The sequence below is a fragment of the Pseudomonas sp. 05T35 genome (assembly GCF_056396605.1).
Genome location: NZ_JBFTLU010000040.1, coordinates 1 through 16,820, shown reverse-complemented (window position 1 = coordinate 16,820; position 16,820 = coordinate 1). Strand labels below are relative to the sequence as shown.

Sequence of the window (16,820 nt, the reverse complement as noted above, 5' to 3'; positions counted from 1 at the left end):
CTGCTGCGCAGCCGAACGCAGCCTGCGGCAGCTGCTACAGGAATCGTGGCGGCGGCAATACGTGAGCGACATCAGCACAGTTTCGCGTCTGCACCGCTCTTGCACCTTTCAACACACACAAACCGCCGCGTGCCGGGTAAACTTCATGCCTTTCAAGAGGAGTTCTCATGAGTTACTACCAGCCGGGCATCCTTGCCACCCCCGTTCCGCCTCAGGCACGTCATTTGTTTTTCGCTCTCGAATCCGCCGAGGCTCTGCCGGCTGCGCTCGAAAACCTGATGAAACTGGTGGACGGCAAGTCGGCGGTGGTCGGTTTTGGCAAGTCGCTGGTCAATGCACTGGACGCGAAAGTAGCGGGGCTGCGACCGTTCCCGGCGATGATTGGCGTTGGCGTCGATAACCCTTCGACCCAGCACGCGCTGTGGTGCTGGCTGCACGGTGAGGATCGCGGCGAGTTGCTTAACCGCAGCCGTGCCCTTGAAGTCGCGCTGGCTCCAGCCTTGCGCCTGGTGCAGATGAACGAAGCCTTCCGTCACATGAGTGGCCACGACCTGACGGGTTATGAAGACGGCACCGAAAACCCCCATGACGAAGCCGCCGTTGCCGCAGCGCTGGTGGCTGAGGGCGAGGACGGTCAGGTGGGTGGCAGTTTCGCCGCGATCCAGCAGTGGCAGCATGACCTGAACGGTTTTAATGCGATGCCGTCCCATGAGCAGGACAACATTATTGGCCGCCGCAAGAGCGACAACGAAGAGCTCGACGACGCGCCGATCTCCGCCCACGTCAAACGCACCGCCCAGGAAAGCTTCACCCCTGAAGCCTTCATCGTGCGTCGCTCGATGCCGTGGATCGAAGGCGATCGTGCCGGCCTGATGTTCCTGGCCTTCGGCCATTCCTTCAACGCCTTCGAAGCCCAACTGCGCCGCATGAGTGGCCTGGAAGACGGCGTCGTTGACGGTCTGTACCGCATGAGCCGGCCGATCACCGGCGGTTACTACTGGTGCCCGCCGCTCAAGGACGGTCAGCTGGATCTGCGTGCACTGAGCATCGGCTGAAGTCAGATGCTGCGTGCACAGTTTTTACTGTGCAGCAGGGGCATAGACTTCGCGGCCGGCGAACCAGGTGCTCAGTACCCGAGTGTCGTGCAGGGCTTTTTCATCGACCTTGAACACATCGCGGTCGACGATAATGAAGTCCGCCTGCTTGCCGGGCTCAAGCGAGCCGATCTGTTGTTCCAGGCCAATGGTGCGGGCGGCATTGACGGTGTAGGCGTAGAACATCGTCTCGCGGTCGATGCCCTCGGCGGCGTTCAATACGCCTTTGGGCCCGACACGGGTGATGGCCTGGGCCATCGCATTGAACGGGTTCGGCGATGACACCGGCCAGTCACTCGCACCGGCAATCGTTGCGCCTTGCTTGAGCAACGAGTGCGCCGGGTACTGATAGCGGAAGGCGAGTGCGCTGACGTACGGCTTGATCATGTCCAGGGTGTACTCGTCAGCCGAGGCCCAGAGAAGCTGCATCGAGGCGATCACATTGAGTGGCTTGAAGCGCGCAAACTCCTTGGGGTTGACCAGTTGCAGGTGAGTGATCGAGTGGGTCACGCCGCTTTGTCGATCCTTGCGTGCCTGCTCGATGCCGTTCAATGACTCACGCACTGCACGGTCGCCAATGGCGTGCACGTGCACCAACCAGCCGCGTTGGTCGGCGGCACTGACCAACTCACCGAAATGCTCCGGATCGATCAGCAGCTCGCCCTGTTTGTGCGAGTTGTTGTAGGGATCGATCAGCGCCGCGCTCTGCGCCGGAAACTCCAGCACGCCGTCGGCGAAGATCTTGATGCCGGGCAAGCTCAGGTTCGGGATGCCCTGGAACTGCTTGCGCACCGAGTCCAATGTGTCGAGGTCAGCCGGGCGGCTTCGCGGGCTGGCCACCAGCAGCGCGGCGACGTGCGCGCTCATAGCCCCGGTTTCAGACAGCGCCTTGTACACCGGCAGGACGCCGACGGTTTTTTCCGTGGGTTTGAGGGCGAACACCGGCTCCCCCGGCGCGGCGTTGGCGGCCGGGTCCATCCAGGCAGTGATGCCCAGACTGTTGTTGAACCGCAGCGCAGCCTGGGCTGCACGCAACAGGTCCGCCGGACTCGCTTTGGGCATGACTGAAGCGACCCGGTCCCACCCCGCGTCCACCAGAAAACCGTTGGGCTCGCCATTTGCCAGACGACCGATGGTGTCGCGCTCGGCGGCGGGCAGAGTGTTGATCAGCGCGGCATCGATCCCGGCCCGCTTGAGCATCACGTTGTTGGCCCAGGCGGTGTGGTGGTCGCTACCGATAAACACGATCGGCACCTGCGCCCATTCTCCCTGATTGAAACGCTGGGCAAGGGCTTCAGCTTGCGCCCAATAGGCCGAACTCATGCCGGCCACACTCAGCACATCGCCGTGTTTTGCCTTGCCGTCGTCACGCCAGCCGCGCAGACGTTTTTCCAGCTCATCGAGACTGACCTGTTCATCTCCCATGTTGGCCGAAGTCAGTTCCAGGCCGCCGAAGATTGCATGTGAGTGGCTGTCGATCAGGCCGGGCATCAGGGTTTTACCCGCCAGATCGATGACCCGGGTCGAGGGCTCGATCAACGCCTTGATCTGCGTGTCGCTGCCAACCTGCAGCACTTTGCCGTCCTGCACGGCCAGGGCCTGGACCTTGGGTTGGGCGTGGTCGGCAGTGAAGATCTTGCCGTTGATCAACACCAGATCGGCGGCGGCCATGGCTTCCATCGAGGCAAAAGCTACGGCGCAGCCCAGAAGTGTCGGGATAACTCTATTCATGTGGGGTGCCTTGTTTTTATTCGTCTGGCAGCGAGACTAGTGGCTTGGCACGCTGGGCAGAACGCCTGAAACCAGCAAAACCCTTTTGCCTGAATGGAAAAACCATGGACACGCTCAGTGCCTTGAAAATGTTTGTCGCGACTGCAGAGCACGGCAGCTTCAGCCGTGCCGCGCAGCAACTGGGCAAGACTCCGTCGGCGCTGACCAAAGCGGTCAGTCATCTTGAAGCGGAGCTGGGTGCGCGCTTGTTCGAGCGCAGCACGCGGCGCACGTTATTGACCGAGGTCGGGCGGCTTTATCTGGAGACCGCGCGTCAGGTGTTGCAGCGCCTGCAAGAGGTCGGCGAAGAGATCCTGCAGATGCAGCATGGTTTGCAGGGCACGCTGAAAATCACTGCGCCGCTGGCCTTTGGCAGGGCCTTTCTCGACGAGGCGAGTGCAGGTTTTCTCGATGAATACCCGCAAATCAGTTTGCACATCGACCTGTGCGACGAGTTCGTTGATCTGCTCGAAAGCGGCTACGACCTGGCGTTGCGTGAAGGTCATGACGACCTGCCCGGACAGATCGCCCGAGTCGTCGGTGAGAATCGCCTGGCCCTGTGTGCCAGCCCGGATTATCTGGCGCGCAACCCGGTTCCGGTGACGCCGCAGACCCTCGATCAGCATCACTGGCTGCTCTATCACCATGCGGCCCTGAGCCGTGAATTCTGGTGGGTCGAGCGCGACGGTCAACGGCTCAGCTTGCCCCAGCCGTCGCGGCCGCGCCTGAAGAGCGACAATTACGACTTGCTGCTGGCCAGTGCGCTGGCGGGACGCGGGCTGCTACACGCACCGCTGTGGAGTGCCGCGCCGTATCTGGCGGATGGCCGGCTGGTGCGGTTGATGGCCGACTACGAGATTGATCCGGACGCGTTCGGTTCGCACATCCTGGCGGTGTACCCCAGCCACCGTCGCGCCACTGCCAAGGTGGCGGTTTTCATCGATTTCATTTCGGATTTTCTGCGGCAACGCAGCTTGGGTTAAGCGTTACGACTGGCGGTTATTGTCAGGAAAACCCGAGAGGAGTACAAATGTACTCCATGACGACTTTGACTCCCCGCCGTACCGCCATCCTGACCTTTATTCGCGAGCGCATCGCGCAGCAAGGTCAGTCACCGAGCCTCGCTGAAATCAGCGAGGCGTTCGGTTTTGCCTCTCGCAGCGTGGCGCGCAAACATGTGGTGGCGCTGACCGAGGCCGGTTTTATCGAGGTCAATCCGCATCAGGCTCGCGGTATTCGCTTGCTCAATCAGCCGCGTCGCCCCGAGTTGCTGGACATCCCGGTCCTCGGGCGGGTGGCCGCCGGTGCACCGATGGGCGTCGATGCCGAGGTGCACAGCCGCTTGTGGCTGGATCCGTCGATGTTCTCGCGTACGCCGGACTACCTGCTGCGGGTTCAGGGCGACTCGATGATTGGCGACGGCATCCTCGACGGTGATCTGGTGGGCGTGCGCCGCAGTGCCGAGGTACGGAACGGCCAGGTCGTCGTTGCGCGGCTTGAGGGTGAAGTCACCATCAAGCGCTTTGAACGGGCAGGGGACAGCATTCGGTTGCTGCCGCGCAACCCGGCCTACAGCCCCATTGTGGTCACCGCCGATCAGGACCTGGCGATTGAAGGGGTGTTTTGTGGCCTGGTGAGGCAAGGGTGATGGGCGCCGTCGTTGCGCTGGATACGCTGTTCAATGGCGGCCAGGTCTGGAAAGGCCGACCCGCGCCGCCGAGCATCAGCCCGCAGCCGACCGGGCATGCGGCACTGGACGCGGCTTTGCCCAGCGGCGGCTGGCCGGAAGCGGCGCTGAGCGAAATCCTTGTCGCCGGGCAGGGTGTGGGCGAATTGCAGCTGGTATGGCCAACCTTGGCCCGGCTGACGACTGCCGGTGAGCGAGTGGTGCTGGTAGCGCCGCCGTATGTGCCGTATCCCCAGGCCTGGCAGAACGCCGGGGTGGATTTGCGGCAGTTGTCGATCATCCAGGCCAGTGACCGCGAGGCATTGTGGGCGGCAGAACAATGCCTGCGTTCAGGCAGTTGCGGTGCGGTGTTGTGCTGGCCGCAGCAGGCGGATGACCGCGCCTTGCGCCGTTTGCAGGTGGCGGCGGAAACCGGGCAGACCCTGGCGTTTGCCTATCGCTCGATCAAGGACGCCATTAACCCCTCGCCGGCAGCCCTGCGCATCGCCATCGATTCAAGACCCGCGCAGTTAAGGGTGCTCAAGTGCCGTGGCGGGCTGGCCCGTTCGGCACCGATTGCCTTCGCCACCGGGCAGTGAGGTTGGCATGCGCTGGGTCTGTATCCTTTTCCCGCAACTGGCGCTGGACGCGGTGTTGCGTCAGCGCAGCGATCCTGACGAACCGCTGGTGCTGCTGAGCGGCCCGGCGCAGCGTCGGGTGTTGCAAGCGGTCAATGCGCCGGCGCGGGCATTGGGGCTGCGTCCGGGCCAGTCGATGACCGCCGCCCAGGCCTTGAGCAAGGCCTTTGTCAGCGCCGACTATGACGTGGCCGAAATCGAGCATTGGCAGCAGTTTCTCGCCGCCTGGGCCTACCGCTTCAGCTCCCAGGTCAGCGTGCATTACCCGCGTGCGGTGCTGTTTGAAATCGAATCGAGCCTGGGATTGTTCGGGCCCTGGCCGCAGTTCGAGGCGCGGTTGCGCGCAGAGCTCTCGGCGCTGGGTTTTCGCCATCGACTGGTCGCGGCGCCCAACCCGCTGGCCGCACGGGTCCTGGCCAATGCCTACGACGGTCTGGCGGTGCCGGACAATGACGCTCTACGGCAATTGCTCGGGCAGATGCCGGTCGACCGGATTGGGCTTGAGCAAACGGTCGCTACCGCACTGTCGCGCATGGGCTTGCGCACCTTGAGCCAGGTTCAGGCGCTGCCGCGTCAAACCCTGGCCCGACGCTTCGAGGCGCAAGTGCTCAAGCACCTCGATACCATGTTGGGCGAACGGCCGCTGGCCTTGGGGTTTTATCTGCCGCCGGACCGTTTCGATGTGCGGATCGAGCTGAATTTCGATGTGCAATCCCATCAGGCATTGCTGTTCCCCTTACGCCGGCTGACCGGCGATCTTTCGGCGTTCCTCTGTGGCCGGGACAGCGGCGTGCAGCGCTTTGACCTGCATCTGGAACACGCCGGGTTGCCGGACACGCTGATCAAGGTCGGCCTGCTGAGTGCCGAGCGCGACCCGGCGATGCTCTTCGAACTGGCCCGCGGAAGGCTGGAACAGGTACAGGTCGAGGCGCCGGTGCGCGGTTTTCGGCTGTCGGCGCAGGACTTGCCAAGCTTCGTCCCGCAGCGCCGGGAGCTGTTCGACGAGCGCCCGCAACAGTCCTTGCCCTGGGAGCAACTGCGCGAGCGCTTGCGTGCGCGGCTCGGGGATGAGGCGGTGCAGGGCCTGGGTTTTCAGTCCGATCATCGACCGGAGTGTGCATGGCTGCCGAATGCACAGCCTCAGGCCTGTCCGGCGCTGCCTGATGTGCAACGTCCCGGCTGGTTGCTGACCGAACCATTGCCCGTGAATGAAGGCTCGGCGCGCATCCTCATGGGGCCGGAGCGCATCGAGTCCGGCTGGTGGGATGGTGCCGACGTGCGCCGCGATTACTACCTGATCGAAACCCGCGCAGGCTCCAAGGCCTGGGCTTATCGTGCGGTGGGCGAGGCCGGGCCGCTGTGGCTGCAAGGCTGGTTCGCATGAGCGCCGGCTACGCCGAACTGCACTGCCTGTCGAACTTCAGTTTCCAGCGCGGGGCATCCAGTGCCCTTGAGCTGTTAGAACGGGCCAAGCGTCAGGGTTACCAGGCCCTGGCGATCACCGACGAGTGCACCCTGGCCGGTATTGTCCGTGCCTGGCAAGCGGCCAAGGCGCTGGAGTTGCCGTTGATCATCGGCAGTGAAATGCGCATCGAAAATGGTCCCAAGCTGGTGCTGCTGGTGGAAAACCTTGAGGGTTATCAGGCCCTGTGCCGACTGATCACCCATGCCCGACGGCGTACGGAAAAGGGCCAGTACCGGGTACTGCGTGAAGACTTCAGTGAACCATTGCCCGGACTGTTGGCGTTGTGGGTGCCGGATGCAGTCGATGTCCTGGAGCACGGCGCCTGGCTGAAAGGTATTTTCGGCGAGCGGCTGTGGCTGGCGGTCGAGCTGCATTGTGGGCAGAACGATGCCCGCCGCCTGGCTGATCGGCAGGCCCTGGCTGCCCGCTTGCAGATTCCGGCGGTGGCCAGCGGCGATGTGCACATGCATGCCCGTGGTCGGCGTGCGTTGCAGGACACCATGACGGCGATTCGTCTGCACGTGCGGGTCGCCGACGCCGGGCAGCGCTTGCACCCCAATGGCGAACGGCACTTGCGCAGCCTTGAGGCGTTGCGCGAGCTGTATCCCGCGTCGTTGCTCGAAGAGACGCTGGTCATTGCCAGGCGTTGTACTTTCGACCTCGGCCAGTTGCGCTACCAATACCCGCGTGAGTTGGTGCCCGAAGGGCAGACGCCGACTTCCTGGCTACGCCGGTTGACCGAACAAGGCCTGAGCAGACGTTGGCCGGAAGGGCCGGACAGCACGGTCATGGCGCTGATCGAAAAGGAACTGAAGCTGATCGCCGAGCTCGGTTACGAGAGTTACTTCCTCACCGTCGAAGACATCGTCAGCTTCGCCCGCAGCCAGCGCATTCTGTGTCAGGGGCGCGGCTCGGCTGCCAACTCGGCGGTGTGTTACGCATTGGGCATCACCGAAATCGACCCGAGCCGGACGAGTATGCTGTTCGAGCGGTTCCTCTCCAAAGAGCGCAACGAGCCACCGGATATCGACGTCGATTTCGAGCATGAGCGCCGCGAAGAAGTCTTGCAGTACGTGTTCCAGCGTTACGGCAGGACGCGGGCCGCGCTGACGGCGGTGGTCAGCACTTACCACGGTGCCGGTGCGATCCGCGATGTGGCCAAGGCCCTTGGTTTACCGCCGGATCAGGTCAACGCGCTGGCCGATTGTTGCGGYCATTGGAGCGACGATGTACCGCCGCTGGAGCGCCTGCGCGAAGGTGGCTTCGACCCGGACAGCCCGGTGCTGCGCCAGGTGCTGAGCCTGACCCGGCAGTTGATCGGCTTCCCCCGGCACCTGTCCCAGCATCCGGGCGGTTTCGTGATTTCCGAGCAGCCGCTGGACAGCCTGGTGCCGGTGGAAAACGCAGCCATGGCCGAGCGCACGATCATCCAGTGGGACAAGGACGACCTGGACATGGTCGGCCTGCTCAAGGTCGACATTCTCGCCCTCGGCATGCTCAGCGCCATTCGTCGCTGCTTCGACTTGCTGCGCGACCATCGCGGACGGGAGCTGAGCCTGTCCAGAATCCCGTCCGAGGACCCGCAAACCTACGAGATGATCAGCCGCGCCGACACCATCGGGGTGTTCCAGATCGAGTCCCGGGCGCAGATGTCGATGTTGCCGCGGCTCAAACCCCAAAACTTCTATGACCTGGTGATCGAGGTGGCCATCGTTCGTCCCGGGCCGATCCAGGGTGGCATGGTGCACCCGTATCTGCGGCGTCGTAATGGCGAAGAAAAAGCAACCTATCCATCCAAAAAGCTGGAGGCCGTGCTCAAGCGCACCCTAGGCGTGCCGTTGTTTCAGGAACAGGTCATGCAGATCGCGATTGTGGCCGCCGACTACAGTCCCGGCGAGGCCGATCAGTTGCGCCGCTCCATGGCGGCCTGGAAGCGCCATGGCGGTCTTGAACCGCACCAGAAACGCCTTCGCGAAGGCATGCTGAAAAACGGTTACACAGAAGAATTCGCCGCGCAGATCTTCGAGCAGATCAAGGGCTTTGGCAGCTACGGTTTTCCCGAATCCCACGCCGCCAGTTTTGCCTTGCTGACCTACGCCAGCTGCTGGTTGAAATGCCATGAACCGGCGGCGTTTGCCTGTGCGCTGATCAACAGTTGGCCGATGGGTTTCTACAGCCCGGACCAGATTCTCCAGGACGCTCGTCGGCATCATTTGCAGATCCGGCCGGTGGACGTGGCCGCCAGCGATTGGGATTGCAGCCTGGAGCCGACTGACGGCGAACAACCGGCCATTCGCCTGGGATTGCGGATGATCAAGGGCTTTCGCGAGGACGATGCGCGCCGCATCGAAGCCGCGCGTTTGCAGAGTGAATTCATCGACATCGCCGACCTGGGCGAACGCGCCCGACTCGATGCCCGGGCGCAAGAACAACTGGCCGACGCCGGAGCGTTGCGCAGGCTGGCCGGTGATCGCCATCGCGCGCGCTGGGAAGTGGCGGGGGTGCAGAAACAACTTGGATTGTTCGCCGGTTTGCCGAGTCAGGAAGAGCCGTGCGTGGTGTTGCCCAAACCGACCGTGAGCGAAGACCTGCAAGCCGACTACAGTAGCGTCGGTACGACCCTCGGCCCGCATCCACTGGCCTTGTTGCGCGATGAGTTGCGTGTCCGACGTTGCCGCAGTTCACGGGAATTGCTGGAGGTCGAACATGGGCGCAACGTCAGCGTCGCCGGCCTGGTCACCGGTCGCCAACGCCCGGGCACGGCCAGTGGCGTGACCTTCGTGACCCTTGAAGACGAGTTTGGCAACATCAACGTCGTGGTCTGGCGCGACCTMGCCGAGCGTCAACGCAAAGCCCTGATCGGCTCGCAACTGCTCAAGATCGACGGCCGCTGGGAGAAGGTCGGCGAGGTCCGGCACCTGATCGCCGGACGCTTGAGCGACTTGAGCCCGTTGCTCAATGGCATCAGCGTGCATAGCCGGGATTTCCACTAGTCGCCATGACCATTCAAGAAACTGACGCCAGAAAATATAAATACTGTCATCAGTAGTGGCACTTTGGCATAATGCCGCCCGCCGACGTCCTGCACGTCGCTTATCGATTCGAATCCCCATCGCTTTTTCGCCACCGCAACCCGCAGTGGCGGGGCCGCTGTCATGCCGGGATAAACCGTTTTTCAGAAGGAATGCACAGTGAGAATGATCTCTCGGATGGTGGTATCAGGGGCCGCGATTGCCGTATTGGGCGCGATGGCAGGGTGTGCAACCGAAAGCTCCCGCGCACTGCCGGTAGCAAAAGTCGAAAGCGCCAGCCAGGCCTTTGTCGGTGTTCGAGTGCCGATGGCCGTTGGCAAGTTCGACAACCGTTCGAGCTACATGCGCGGGATCTTCTCCGATGGCGTGGACCGCCTCGGCGGTCAGGCCAAGACCATCCTGATCACTCACTTGCAGCAGACCAACCGCTTCAGCGTGCTGGACCGCGACAACATGGGCGAGATCCAGCAGGAAGCATCGATCAAGGGGCAAGCCCAGCGCCTCAAGGGTGCCGACTTTGTGGTGACTGGCGACGTTACCGAGTTCGGCCGCAAAGAGACCGGTGATCACCAGTTGTTCGGCATTCTTGGCCGCGGCAAGACCCAGGTGGCGTACGCCAAGGTCAACTTGAATATCGTCAATATCAGCACTTCGGAAGTCGTTTATTCGACTCAGGGCGCAGGTGAATACGCCTTGTCCAACCGTGAAGTCATCGGCTTCGGCGGTACTGCTGCCTACGATTCGACCCTCAACGGCAAGGTGCTCGACCTGGCCATGCGCGAGGCGATCAATCGCCTGGTGGATGGCATGAATTCGGGTGCATGGAAGCCGGGCAACTGATCAAGGTCGATGACAAGGAGCGGTACAAGCATGTTCAAGCGTTATATGTCGTGGGCGCCGATGGCGTCGATGTTGCTGGTGAGTGGCCTGCTGGCCGGATGCAACAGTCCGCAAACCCTTTACCAGTGGGAAGGCTACCAGCCACAGGTTTATGAGTATTTCAAAGGCGAGGAGCCCAAGGAAGCCCAGGCCGAAGCGCTGGAGCGCGACCTGCAAAAGATCAAGTCCACTGGCAAGACACCGCCGCCTGGCTACCACGCCCACCTGGGGCTGTTGTACCTGAGCCTGGGCAAGGACGATCAGATGGTGCAGCAGTTCAGAACCGAGAAGACCCTGTTTCCCGAGTCGACGCCGTACATGAACTTCCTGCTTAAAAACGCCAAGACCGGAGATGCCCAATGATCGCGMGCTCATTGAAACTGATGGCCGGCTTGCTGGCCCTGGCCGTCCTCGGCGGTTGCGTCAGCCCCAAGACCGTGGACTACTCGGCTTACAAGCAAAGCCGTCCAAAAACCATTCTGGTACTGCCGCCGCTGAACAACTCGCCGGACGTCAAGGCGTCCTACAGCATGCTCTCGCAGGTTACGTACCCGCTGGCTGAAGCCGGTTACTACGTGCTGCCGATCGCGCTGGTCGACGAGACGTTCCACCAGAACGGCCTGACCACGCCGGCGGACATCCACCAGGCGCCGGCCAACAAACTGCAAGAGATCTTCGGTGCCGATGCCGCGCTCTACATTACCGTGACTGACTACGGCACTCGCTACATGGTGATCTCCAGTGCAACCGTGGTTACCGCCAGCGCGAAACTGGTGGACCTCAAGACGGGCACGACCTTGTGGACCGGCTCGGCCAGCGCGTCGAGCGAAGAGGGCAACAACAACAGTGGAGGCGGTTTGTTGGGTGCGCTGATCACTGCAGCGGTCAAGCAGGTCATCAACAGCTCCACCGACGCCGGTCACCCGATTGCCGGTATCACCAGCGCACGACTGCTGTCGGCGGGGCACCCGGCGGGCCTGCTGTACGGACCGCGATCGCCGAAGTACGGTACCGACTGATATTCCGGTTGCCGACACACGGTGCTCAACACAACGGCGGGCGCGAGACTATTCTGGTGGGTGAGGGCGCCAACACCGTGCGCTGACAATAACGACACGTCCGACCAACGGGCACCGCTGGTCTGATTGATAGTCGACAGCAACCGCCGAGCGAGGCCATTCTGATAACTGGCGAGCGCACGCAAAGGCGTTCGCCACCGATCAACAAACGGAGGTGTTCCATGCCGGTTAATCATGACCTGTATCAGGACCTGAGCTGCTCAAAGGAAGTCATTCAGCAAAAGCGTGCAAATGATCCTCACCTGAACGCGCTGCTGGACAAATATTCGGATATCGACAAGCGGGTCCTGGAGGCGGAAGCCCAGGCTCTGGCAGATGATGAATTGAGGAAGCTCAAGGCAAAGCGCCTTTCGATCAAAGACGAAATATCCCGGAGTTTGAACGGTTCTGTCAGAACGTGACCAACATGGGGGGGGCGTCGTGTCGCCCCCTTGTTTGGCAGCCCGCTTGCAAGTGTTGATTCAACGTTGAGTGTTGCGTGTCAGGCGATTGACCCTGTGTGGGCCGGGATTGCCCGTTGTGCCCTGTCGCGCAAGGCCAGCAGCGAGGCCGCCGATTCGCGCTCGATACGCCGCTTGAGCAGCAGCCGATTGGCCAGGCGCATCAGCCGTCCGCTAAAACGGTATTCCAGGGTGCGCACGAAGCGCGTGCCGCTACCCTCGCTGGCGCATTCATAAGTCAGCAGCAGTTCCAGACCATGATCACCCTGAGCGTGAGCACTCCAGCGCCGCCCCGGCAAATACTCTTCGACCTCCCAGCTCAAATGGCCGGCTCGCCCCCCCGCATGAATATCCTCTTCAAAACGTGACCCCGCGTACAGTGGTCCTGGCTGGCCGTCGACTTTCAGCGATGAAGGGTGCCACTCCGGCCAACGCGTCGCGGCACTGGCGTAGGCGAGCACGGCGATCGGGTCGCGTGCGATGTCGATCCGGTGTTGCAGGCGGGTCATGGGCGCGCGCCGTGTTTGAAGGTGCGAATGATCGGGTTCGGCTTCCCAATACAGTGTGCCGAACAGGTAGTCCATCAGCGGAAAAACGATGTTGAAATTGCGCTCCTGCATCAGCTCGCGACGGTGATGCAGCGCATGTAGGCGGCGCATCTGGCGGATCCACGGCAGGCGGGTGACGGGATTGTTCGGTGGCAGATGTTCGCAGGCGTGAAACACCTCATAGGCCAGGTAGCCGAGGATCATGCAGCCAGCGAACAGCCCGGCGACGTTGCCATTGAGATGCTTGAGCAGCCACCAGGCGGGCAAGGTGATCACCAGGCTGTGCAGCACGATCAGCCACGCCGGAAACAGAATTACCCGCCAGTCGCGCGCCGTGTCGTAGGTCATGTAGCCGGGGGCGAAAAAACTGTGGTGATCGCCCGCGTGCCGGGCATAGAACAACCGCGCAAAGGCTTTTTTGTGATGACCCAGGTGCCGGTGGACCACGTAGACCGCGAAATTGAAAAACAACAGCGTCAGCGGTACCGTCAGCCACTCCAGCGGTTGCACCTGGTGCACGGTGCTCCAGAACAGCGTGATGCCCAACACACCGAAGGCCAACACAAAACCGCCGTGCAGCCACGGGTTGTAGAACCGATGAATATCGGCCCGGTAACGAGCACGAAACGCCTGCGTGGTTTGCCTCACCGCGATCACCTGTTGTCGTTGTTATTAACAAAAGACTAGTCGTGGAGAAATTATTCAGCCAATGGATGTCGGGAATGGGTGGGTATTCACGTCGAATGGGTGTGGATATTGCTCAGATCAACGGATCCCAGCGCTGCGACCAGTCGCTGTCGGTCTTGACCAGTTCCCGCAACAACTCGAACGCCTGTTGCAGCACCGCCGAGTCACGATCCCGCGAGTACACCAGATAGGTCGGGTAACTGAATTCCGGGGCTTTGGGCACCCGTTCCAGCACGCCGCTGTCGAGGTAAGTCTGGACCACCCGAGTGCGGAAATAACCGGTGCCGCCGTTTTGCAGGATGTATTGCAGCGCCAGCGGGCCGAGGTTGAAGCTCACCGCGGCTTTGGCCTTGTCCGGCAGCGCCGCGTCGTGCTGGCGTCGGAACTCCTTGCCCCAGTCGATATAGACGTAAGGCTCGGGTCTGGATGGCAGGCGCACCAGGATGAGTTTCTCCTCCAGCAGTTGCTCCACTTGCAGCTGTGGCCAGTACTCGGGTTGAAACACCAGCGCGGCATCCAGCACGCCCAATTCCAGCTGGCGCAGCAGGTTTTCGCCGTCGCGGATTTCCGTGCGCAAGGCGTGGCTGGGGATCTTCTCGCGCAGTTCGCGGGCCCAACTGAGCATCAACGGGTTGCATAAACTGACCTCGCCGCCGATGTGCAGCACATTGCGGTAGCCTTCCGGCAACGGCAAATCCCGGCGTGCGGCTTCCCATGTCTGTACCAATTGATTGGCGTACACCACGAAGGCCTCGCCATCCGCTGTCAGGCGAGCGCCAGCGCGGTTGCGCACGAACAAGGTGCTGGCGAGCTGGCTTTCGAGCTTCTGCACCCGAGCGGTGATTGCGGTCTGGGTGACGTGCAGCTTATCGGCAGCGGCCGCGAGACTGCCGCAGCGAACGATTTCCAGAAAGGTACGGGCGAGATCGATGTCCATAAGCAGTCGCTGAGGTGAAGAGCCCCGCAGTGTAGAGCAAGCGCGCGCCTGAACTCGAGTTGAATGAACAGGACGCCGCGTGCACCGGGGCGAATCCACGCTCTACACTGCACATCATCCCGGACAACAACGGACGTTCCCATGACAGCGCAGTCGGCCACGAACATTCTCGGCACCGTCGAAGGCCAGCGTTTGGTTGGCGATGAGGCCGAGTGCTGGCGCGAATGGGGCCCGTACTTGAGTGAGCGGCAATGGGGCACCGTGCGCGAGGACTACAGCGCCGACGGTGATGCCTGGACGTATTTCCCGCATGAGCACGCCCGCAGCCGGGCCTATCGTTGGGGCGAGGACGGGTTGGCCGGGTTCTGCGACCGGGCCCAGCACTGGTGCATCGGGTTAGGGCTATGGAACGAGCGCGACCCGATTCTCAAGGAGCGTCTGTTTGGCCTGAACAATGCTGAAGGCAATCACGGCGAGGATGTCAAAGAGCTGTATTTTTATGTCGACGGGGTGCCGAGCCATGCCTACATGCGCATGCTCTACAAATACCCGCAGGCTGCGTTTCCCTATGCTGACCTGGTGGCCGAAAACGCTCGCCGCGGCCTTTCTGATACCGAGTATGAAATCCTCGATACCGGGGTGTTCGAGGATGACCGCTACTTCGACGTAACGGTGGAATACGCCAAGAACAGCCCGGACGACCTGTTGATGCGGGTCACCGTGAACAACCGTTCGGATCTGCCGGCGCGTCTGCGGGTCTTGCCCCAGGTGTGGGCGCGCAACACCTGGAGTTGGGGCGGTGACCGGCACATGCCCAGCCTGACGCTGACCGGTGACTCAGTCCTGGCGCAGCACCCGAGGCTGGCGGACCGGCAACTCAGTGCCTGGGGCGAGGAGGGGTGTGAGTGGCTGTTCTGTGACAACCAGACCAACCACCCGAAACTTGACGGCGTGCCCGCCAATGGCCCGTTCAAGGATGGCATCAACGATTATCTGGTGGACGGTGTGGCGGGGGCGATTCGACGTGACGCCGGTACCCGGGTCGCGGCGCATTTCATTCTCGAACTGGACGGACTGGCGCGCAAATGCATCTACCTGCGCTTTGCGCCGACCGTCGCGCCCAAGGTCAACGCCAAGGCACTGTTCGAACGCCGCCGCCTGGAGGCCGATGACTATTACGCGGTGCTGCAAGCACAGATGACGGACCCGGACGCGCGTAACGTTCAGCGGCAGGCGCTGGCCGGGTTGCTCTGGTCCAAGCAGTTGTATTACTTCGACGTCAATCGCTGGCTCGACGGCGACCCCGGACAACCCTCGCCACCGCCCGGACGGCTGAACATCCGCAACACCCATTGGCGGCATTTGTCGAACTCCGACATCGTTTCCATGCCCGATACCTGGGAATACCCATGGTATGCGTCGTGGGACCTGGGCTTTCAGGCCGTTGCTTACGCGCTGATCGATCCGGGGTTTGCCAAGCATCAACTGCTGTTGTTGGTCAAAGACCGCTTCATGCACCCCAACGGCCAACTGCCGGCCTACGAATGGCGTTTCGACGATGCCAACCCGCCGGTGCATGCCTGGGCCAGTTGGCGGGTGTATCAGCGTGACAAGGCCTTGACCGGCGTCGGCGATATGTTCTGCACCGTCCGGATGGCGTCAACGAACCGCTGCGCCTGCGCTCCATCGTTGGCTTGATGCCGCTGTTTGCGGTGCAGGTGCTGGAACAGCACGAGCACGAAGGGTTGCCGGGCTTGCGTGAGCGTTTATTGGGTTTCCTGCATCATCGGCCGGACCTGGCAAGTCTGATTTCACGCTGGACCGAGCCTGGAAAAGGCAATCGGATACTGCTCGCGCTGTTGCGTGGCGAGCGCACCAAAAACCTGCTCAAGCGCATGCTCGATGAGGCCGAGTTCCTCTCCGAATTCGGCGTTCGCTCCTTGTCCAAAGCCTTCGCCGAGCATCCATTTCGCATGCAGATCAATGGCAACAAACTGTGTGCCGACTATGAACCGGCGGAATCCGGTTCGCGGCTGTACGGCGGCAATTCCAACTGGCGCGGGCCGTTGTGGATGCCGATCAACTACATGCTGATCGAGTMGTTGCGTGAGTTTCATCGCTACTACGGCGAAAATTTTTCGGTCGAATACCCCAGCGGTTCAGGCTATCTGGCATCGCTTGCCCAGGTAGCCGACAGTTTGAGTCAGCGTCTGACCCGACTGTTCTTGCGGGATGAAAACGGTAGCCGACCGTCGATGGTCGGCTACGCGCAGTTCCAGGCCGACCCGTTGAGCTGTGACCTGCTGCTGTTTCACGAGTATTTCCATGGTGAAACCGGCCGCGGCCTGGGTGCCAGCCATCAAACCGGCTGGAGCGCGCTGGTGGCGTTGCTGCTGTGAGCCGCCGCAGGCTGCGATCTTTTGACCTTGGCGGCCCGACAGCCGACCCATCTCTTGCAGATGTACACCGTTCAACTGTGGGAGCGAGCCTGCTCGCGATGACGGCCTGACAGCCGACCAACCTCCCGCAGGTGTACATATCCATTTCTGCGGTAACGGCCGCTTAGGGTTTCGCCCTTACGGCGA

13 protein-coding genes and 1 pseudogene are annotated in these 16,820 nt (G+C 62.0%); 11 read left to right on the top strand and 3 right to left on the bottom strand.

The genetic code is table 11. The annotated features are described in order from the left end of the window. Nucleotides 1–167: 167 nt before the first annotated feature. The gene (locus AC1DH9_RS05150) at nucleotides 168–1,055 is read left to right on the top strand and encodes a Dyp-type peroxidase (protein ID WP_427545689.1); all 888 of its coding nucleotides are present in this window, start codon (nucleotides 168–170) and stop codon (nucleotides 1,053–1,055) included. 24 nt (nucleotides 1,056–1,079) lie between these two features. Here the strand turns inward: AC1DH9_RS05150 and AC1DH9_RS05145 are convergent, their stop codons facing one another. Continuing rightward, complete coding sequence (locus AC1DH9_RS05145) at nucleotides 1,080–2,825, bottom strand: amidohydrolase (protein WP_427545691.1); 1,746 nt, start codon at nucleotides 2,823–2,825, stop codon at nucleotides 1,080–1,082. 104 nt (nucleotides 2,826–2,929) lie between these two features. Between AC1DH9_RS05145 and AC1DH9_RS05140 the strand changes: the two genes are divergently transcribed. From AC1DH9_RS05140 to AC1DH9_RS05100, 9 genes are all read left to right on the top strand, one after another. After that, nucleotides 2,930–3,847 (top strand): LysR family transcriptional regulator, encoded by a 918-nt coding sequence (locus AC1DH9_RS05140; protein ID WP_427545693.1) that lies wholly within the window; start codon nucleotides 2,930–2,932, stop codon nucleotides 3,845–3,847. Between the two features lie 47 nt (nucleotides 3,848–3,894). Further along, nucleotides 3,895–4,512 (top strand): transcriptional repressor LexA, encoded by a 618-nt coding sequence (gene lexA / locus AC1DH9_RS05135; RefSeq protein WP_427545695.1) that lies wholly within the window; start codon nucleotides 3,895–3,897, stop codon nucleotides 4,510–4,512. Then, nucleotides 4,512–5,129, top strand: coding sequence for a translesion DNA synthesis-associated protein ImuA (gene imuA, locus AC1DH9_RS05130; protein ID WP_054596986.1), 618 nt, complete (start codon nucleotides 4,512–4,514; stop codon nucleotides 5,127–5,129). The genes lexA and imuA overlap by 1 nt, the downstream gene beginning before the upstream one ends. A gap of 7 nt (nucleotides 5,130–5,136) precedes the next feature. Beyond that, nucleotides 5,137–6,552, top strand: a complete 1,416-nt coding sequence (locus AC1DH9_RS05125; RefSeq protein ID WP_427545697.1) for a Y-family DNA polymerase — start codon at nucleotides 5,137–5,139, stop codon at nucleotides 6,550–6,552. Then, nucleotides 6,528–9,626: an error-prone DNA polymerase gene (locus AC1DH9_RS05120; RefSeq protein WP_427545699.1), complete on the top strand. Its 3,099-nt coding sequence runs from the start codon at nucleotides 6,528–6,530 to the stop codon at nucleotides 9,624–9,626. The genes AC1DH9_RS05125 and AC1DH9_RS05120 overlap by 25 nt, the downstream gene beginning before the upstream one ends. Nucleotides 9,627–9,830: 204 nt before the next feature. Next, a complete protein-coding gene (locus tag AC1DH9_RS05115) occupies nucleotides 9,831–10,505 on the top strand; it encodes a CsgG/HfaB family protein (RefSeq protein WP_347929798.1) in 675 nt (224 codons plus the stop codon). A 30-nt stretch (nucleotides 10,506–10,535) separates the two neighbouring features. Continuing rightward, nucleotides 10,536–10,907 (top strand): DUF4810 domain-containing protein, encoded by a 372-nt coding sequence (locus AC1DH9_RS05110; protein ID WP_427545701.1) that lies wholly within the window; start codon nucleotides 10,536–10,538, stop codon nucleotides 10,905–10,907. Then, nucleotides 10,904–11,563, top strand: a complete 660-nt coding sequence (locus AC1DH9_RS05105; RefSeq protein WP_477807884.1) for a DUF799 domain-containing protein — start codon at nucleotides 10,904–10,906, stop codon at nucleotides 11,561–11,563. Before AC1DH9_RS05110 ends, AC1DH9_RS05105 begins: the two co-directional genes overlap by 4 nt. A 221-nt stretch (nucleotides 11,564–11,784) precedes the next feature. Further along, complete coding sequence (locus AC1DH9_RS05100; protein WP_054596992.1) at nucleotides 11,785–12,024, top strand: HP1242/YdcH family protein; 240 nt, start codon at nucleotides 11,785–11,787, stop codon at nucleotides 12,022–12,024. An 80-nt stretch (nucleotides 12,025–12,104) separates the two neighbouring features. On the opposite strand, the gene AC1DH9_RS05095 is transcribed toward AC1DH9_RS05100, so the two are convergent. Together AC1DH9_RS05095 and AC1DH9_RS05090 are read right to left on the bottom strand one after the other, a co-directional pair. Continuing rightward, nucleotides 12,105–13,259 (bottom strand): sterol desaturase/SRPBCC family protein, encoded by a 1,155-nt coding sequence (locus AC1DH9_RS05095; RefSeq protein ID WP_427545705.1) that lies wholly within the window; start codon nucleotides 13,257–13,259, stop codon nucleotides 12,105–12,107. Nucleotides 13,260–13,371: 112 nt separating this feature from the next. Continuing rightward, on the bottom strand, nucleotides 13,372–14,235 hold the full coding sequence (locus tag AC1DH9_RS05090) for a LysR family transcriptional regulator (protein WP_054596993.1): 864 nt from the start codon (nucleotides 14,233–14,235) through the stop codon (nucleotides 13,372–13,374). A 141-nt stretch (nucleotides 14,236–14,376) separates the two neighbouring features. Here AC1DH9_RS05090 and AC1DH9_RS05085 point away from each other — a divergent pair. Further along, nucleotides 14,377–16,634, top strand: a pseudogene (locus tag AC1DH9_RS05085) (MGH1-like glycoside hydrolase domain-containing protein). The last annotated feature ends 186 nt before the right edge of the window (nucleotides 16,635–16,820 follow it).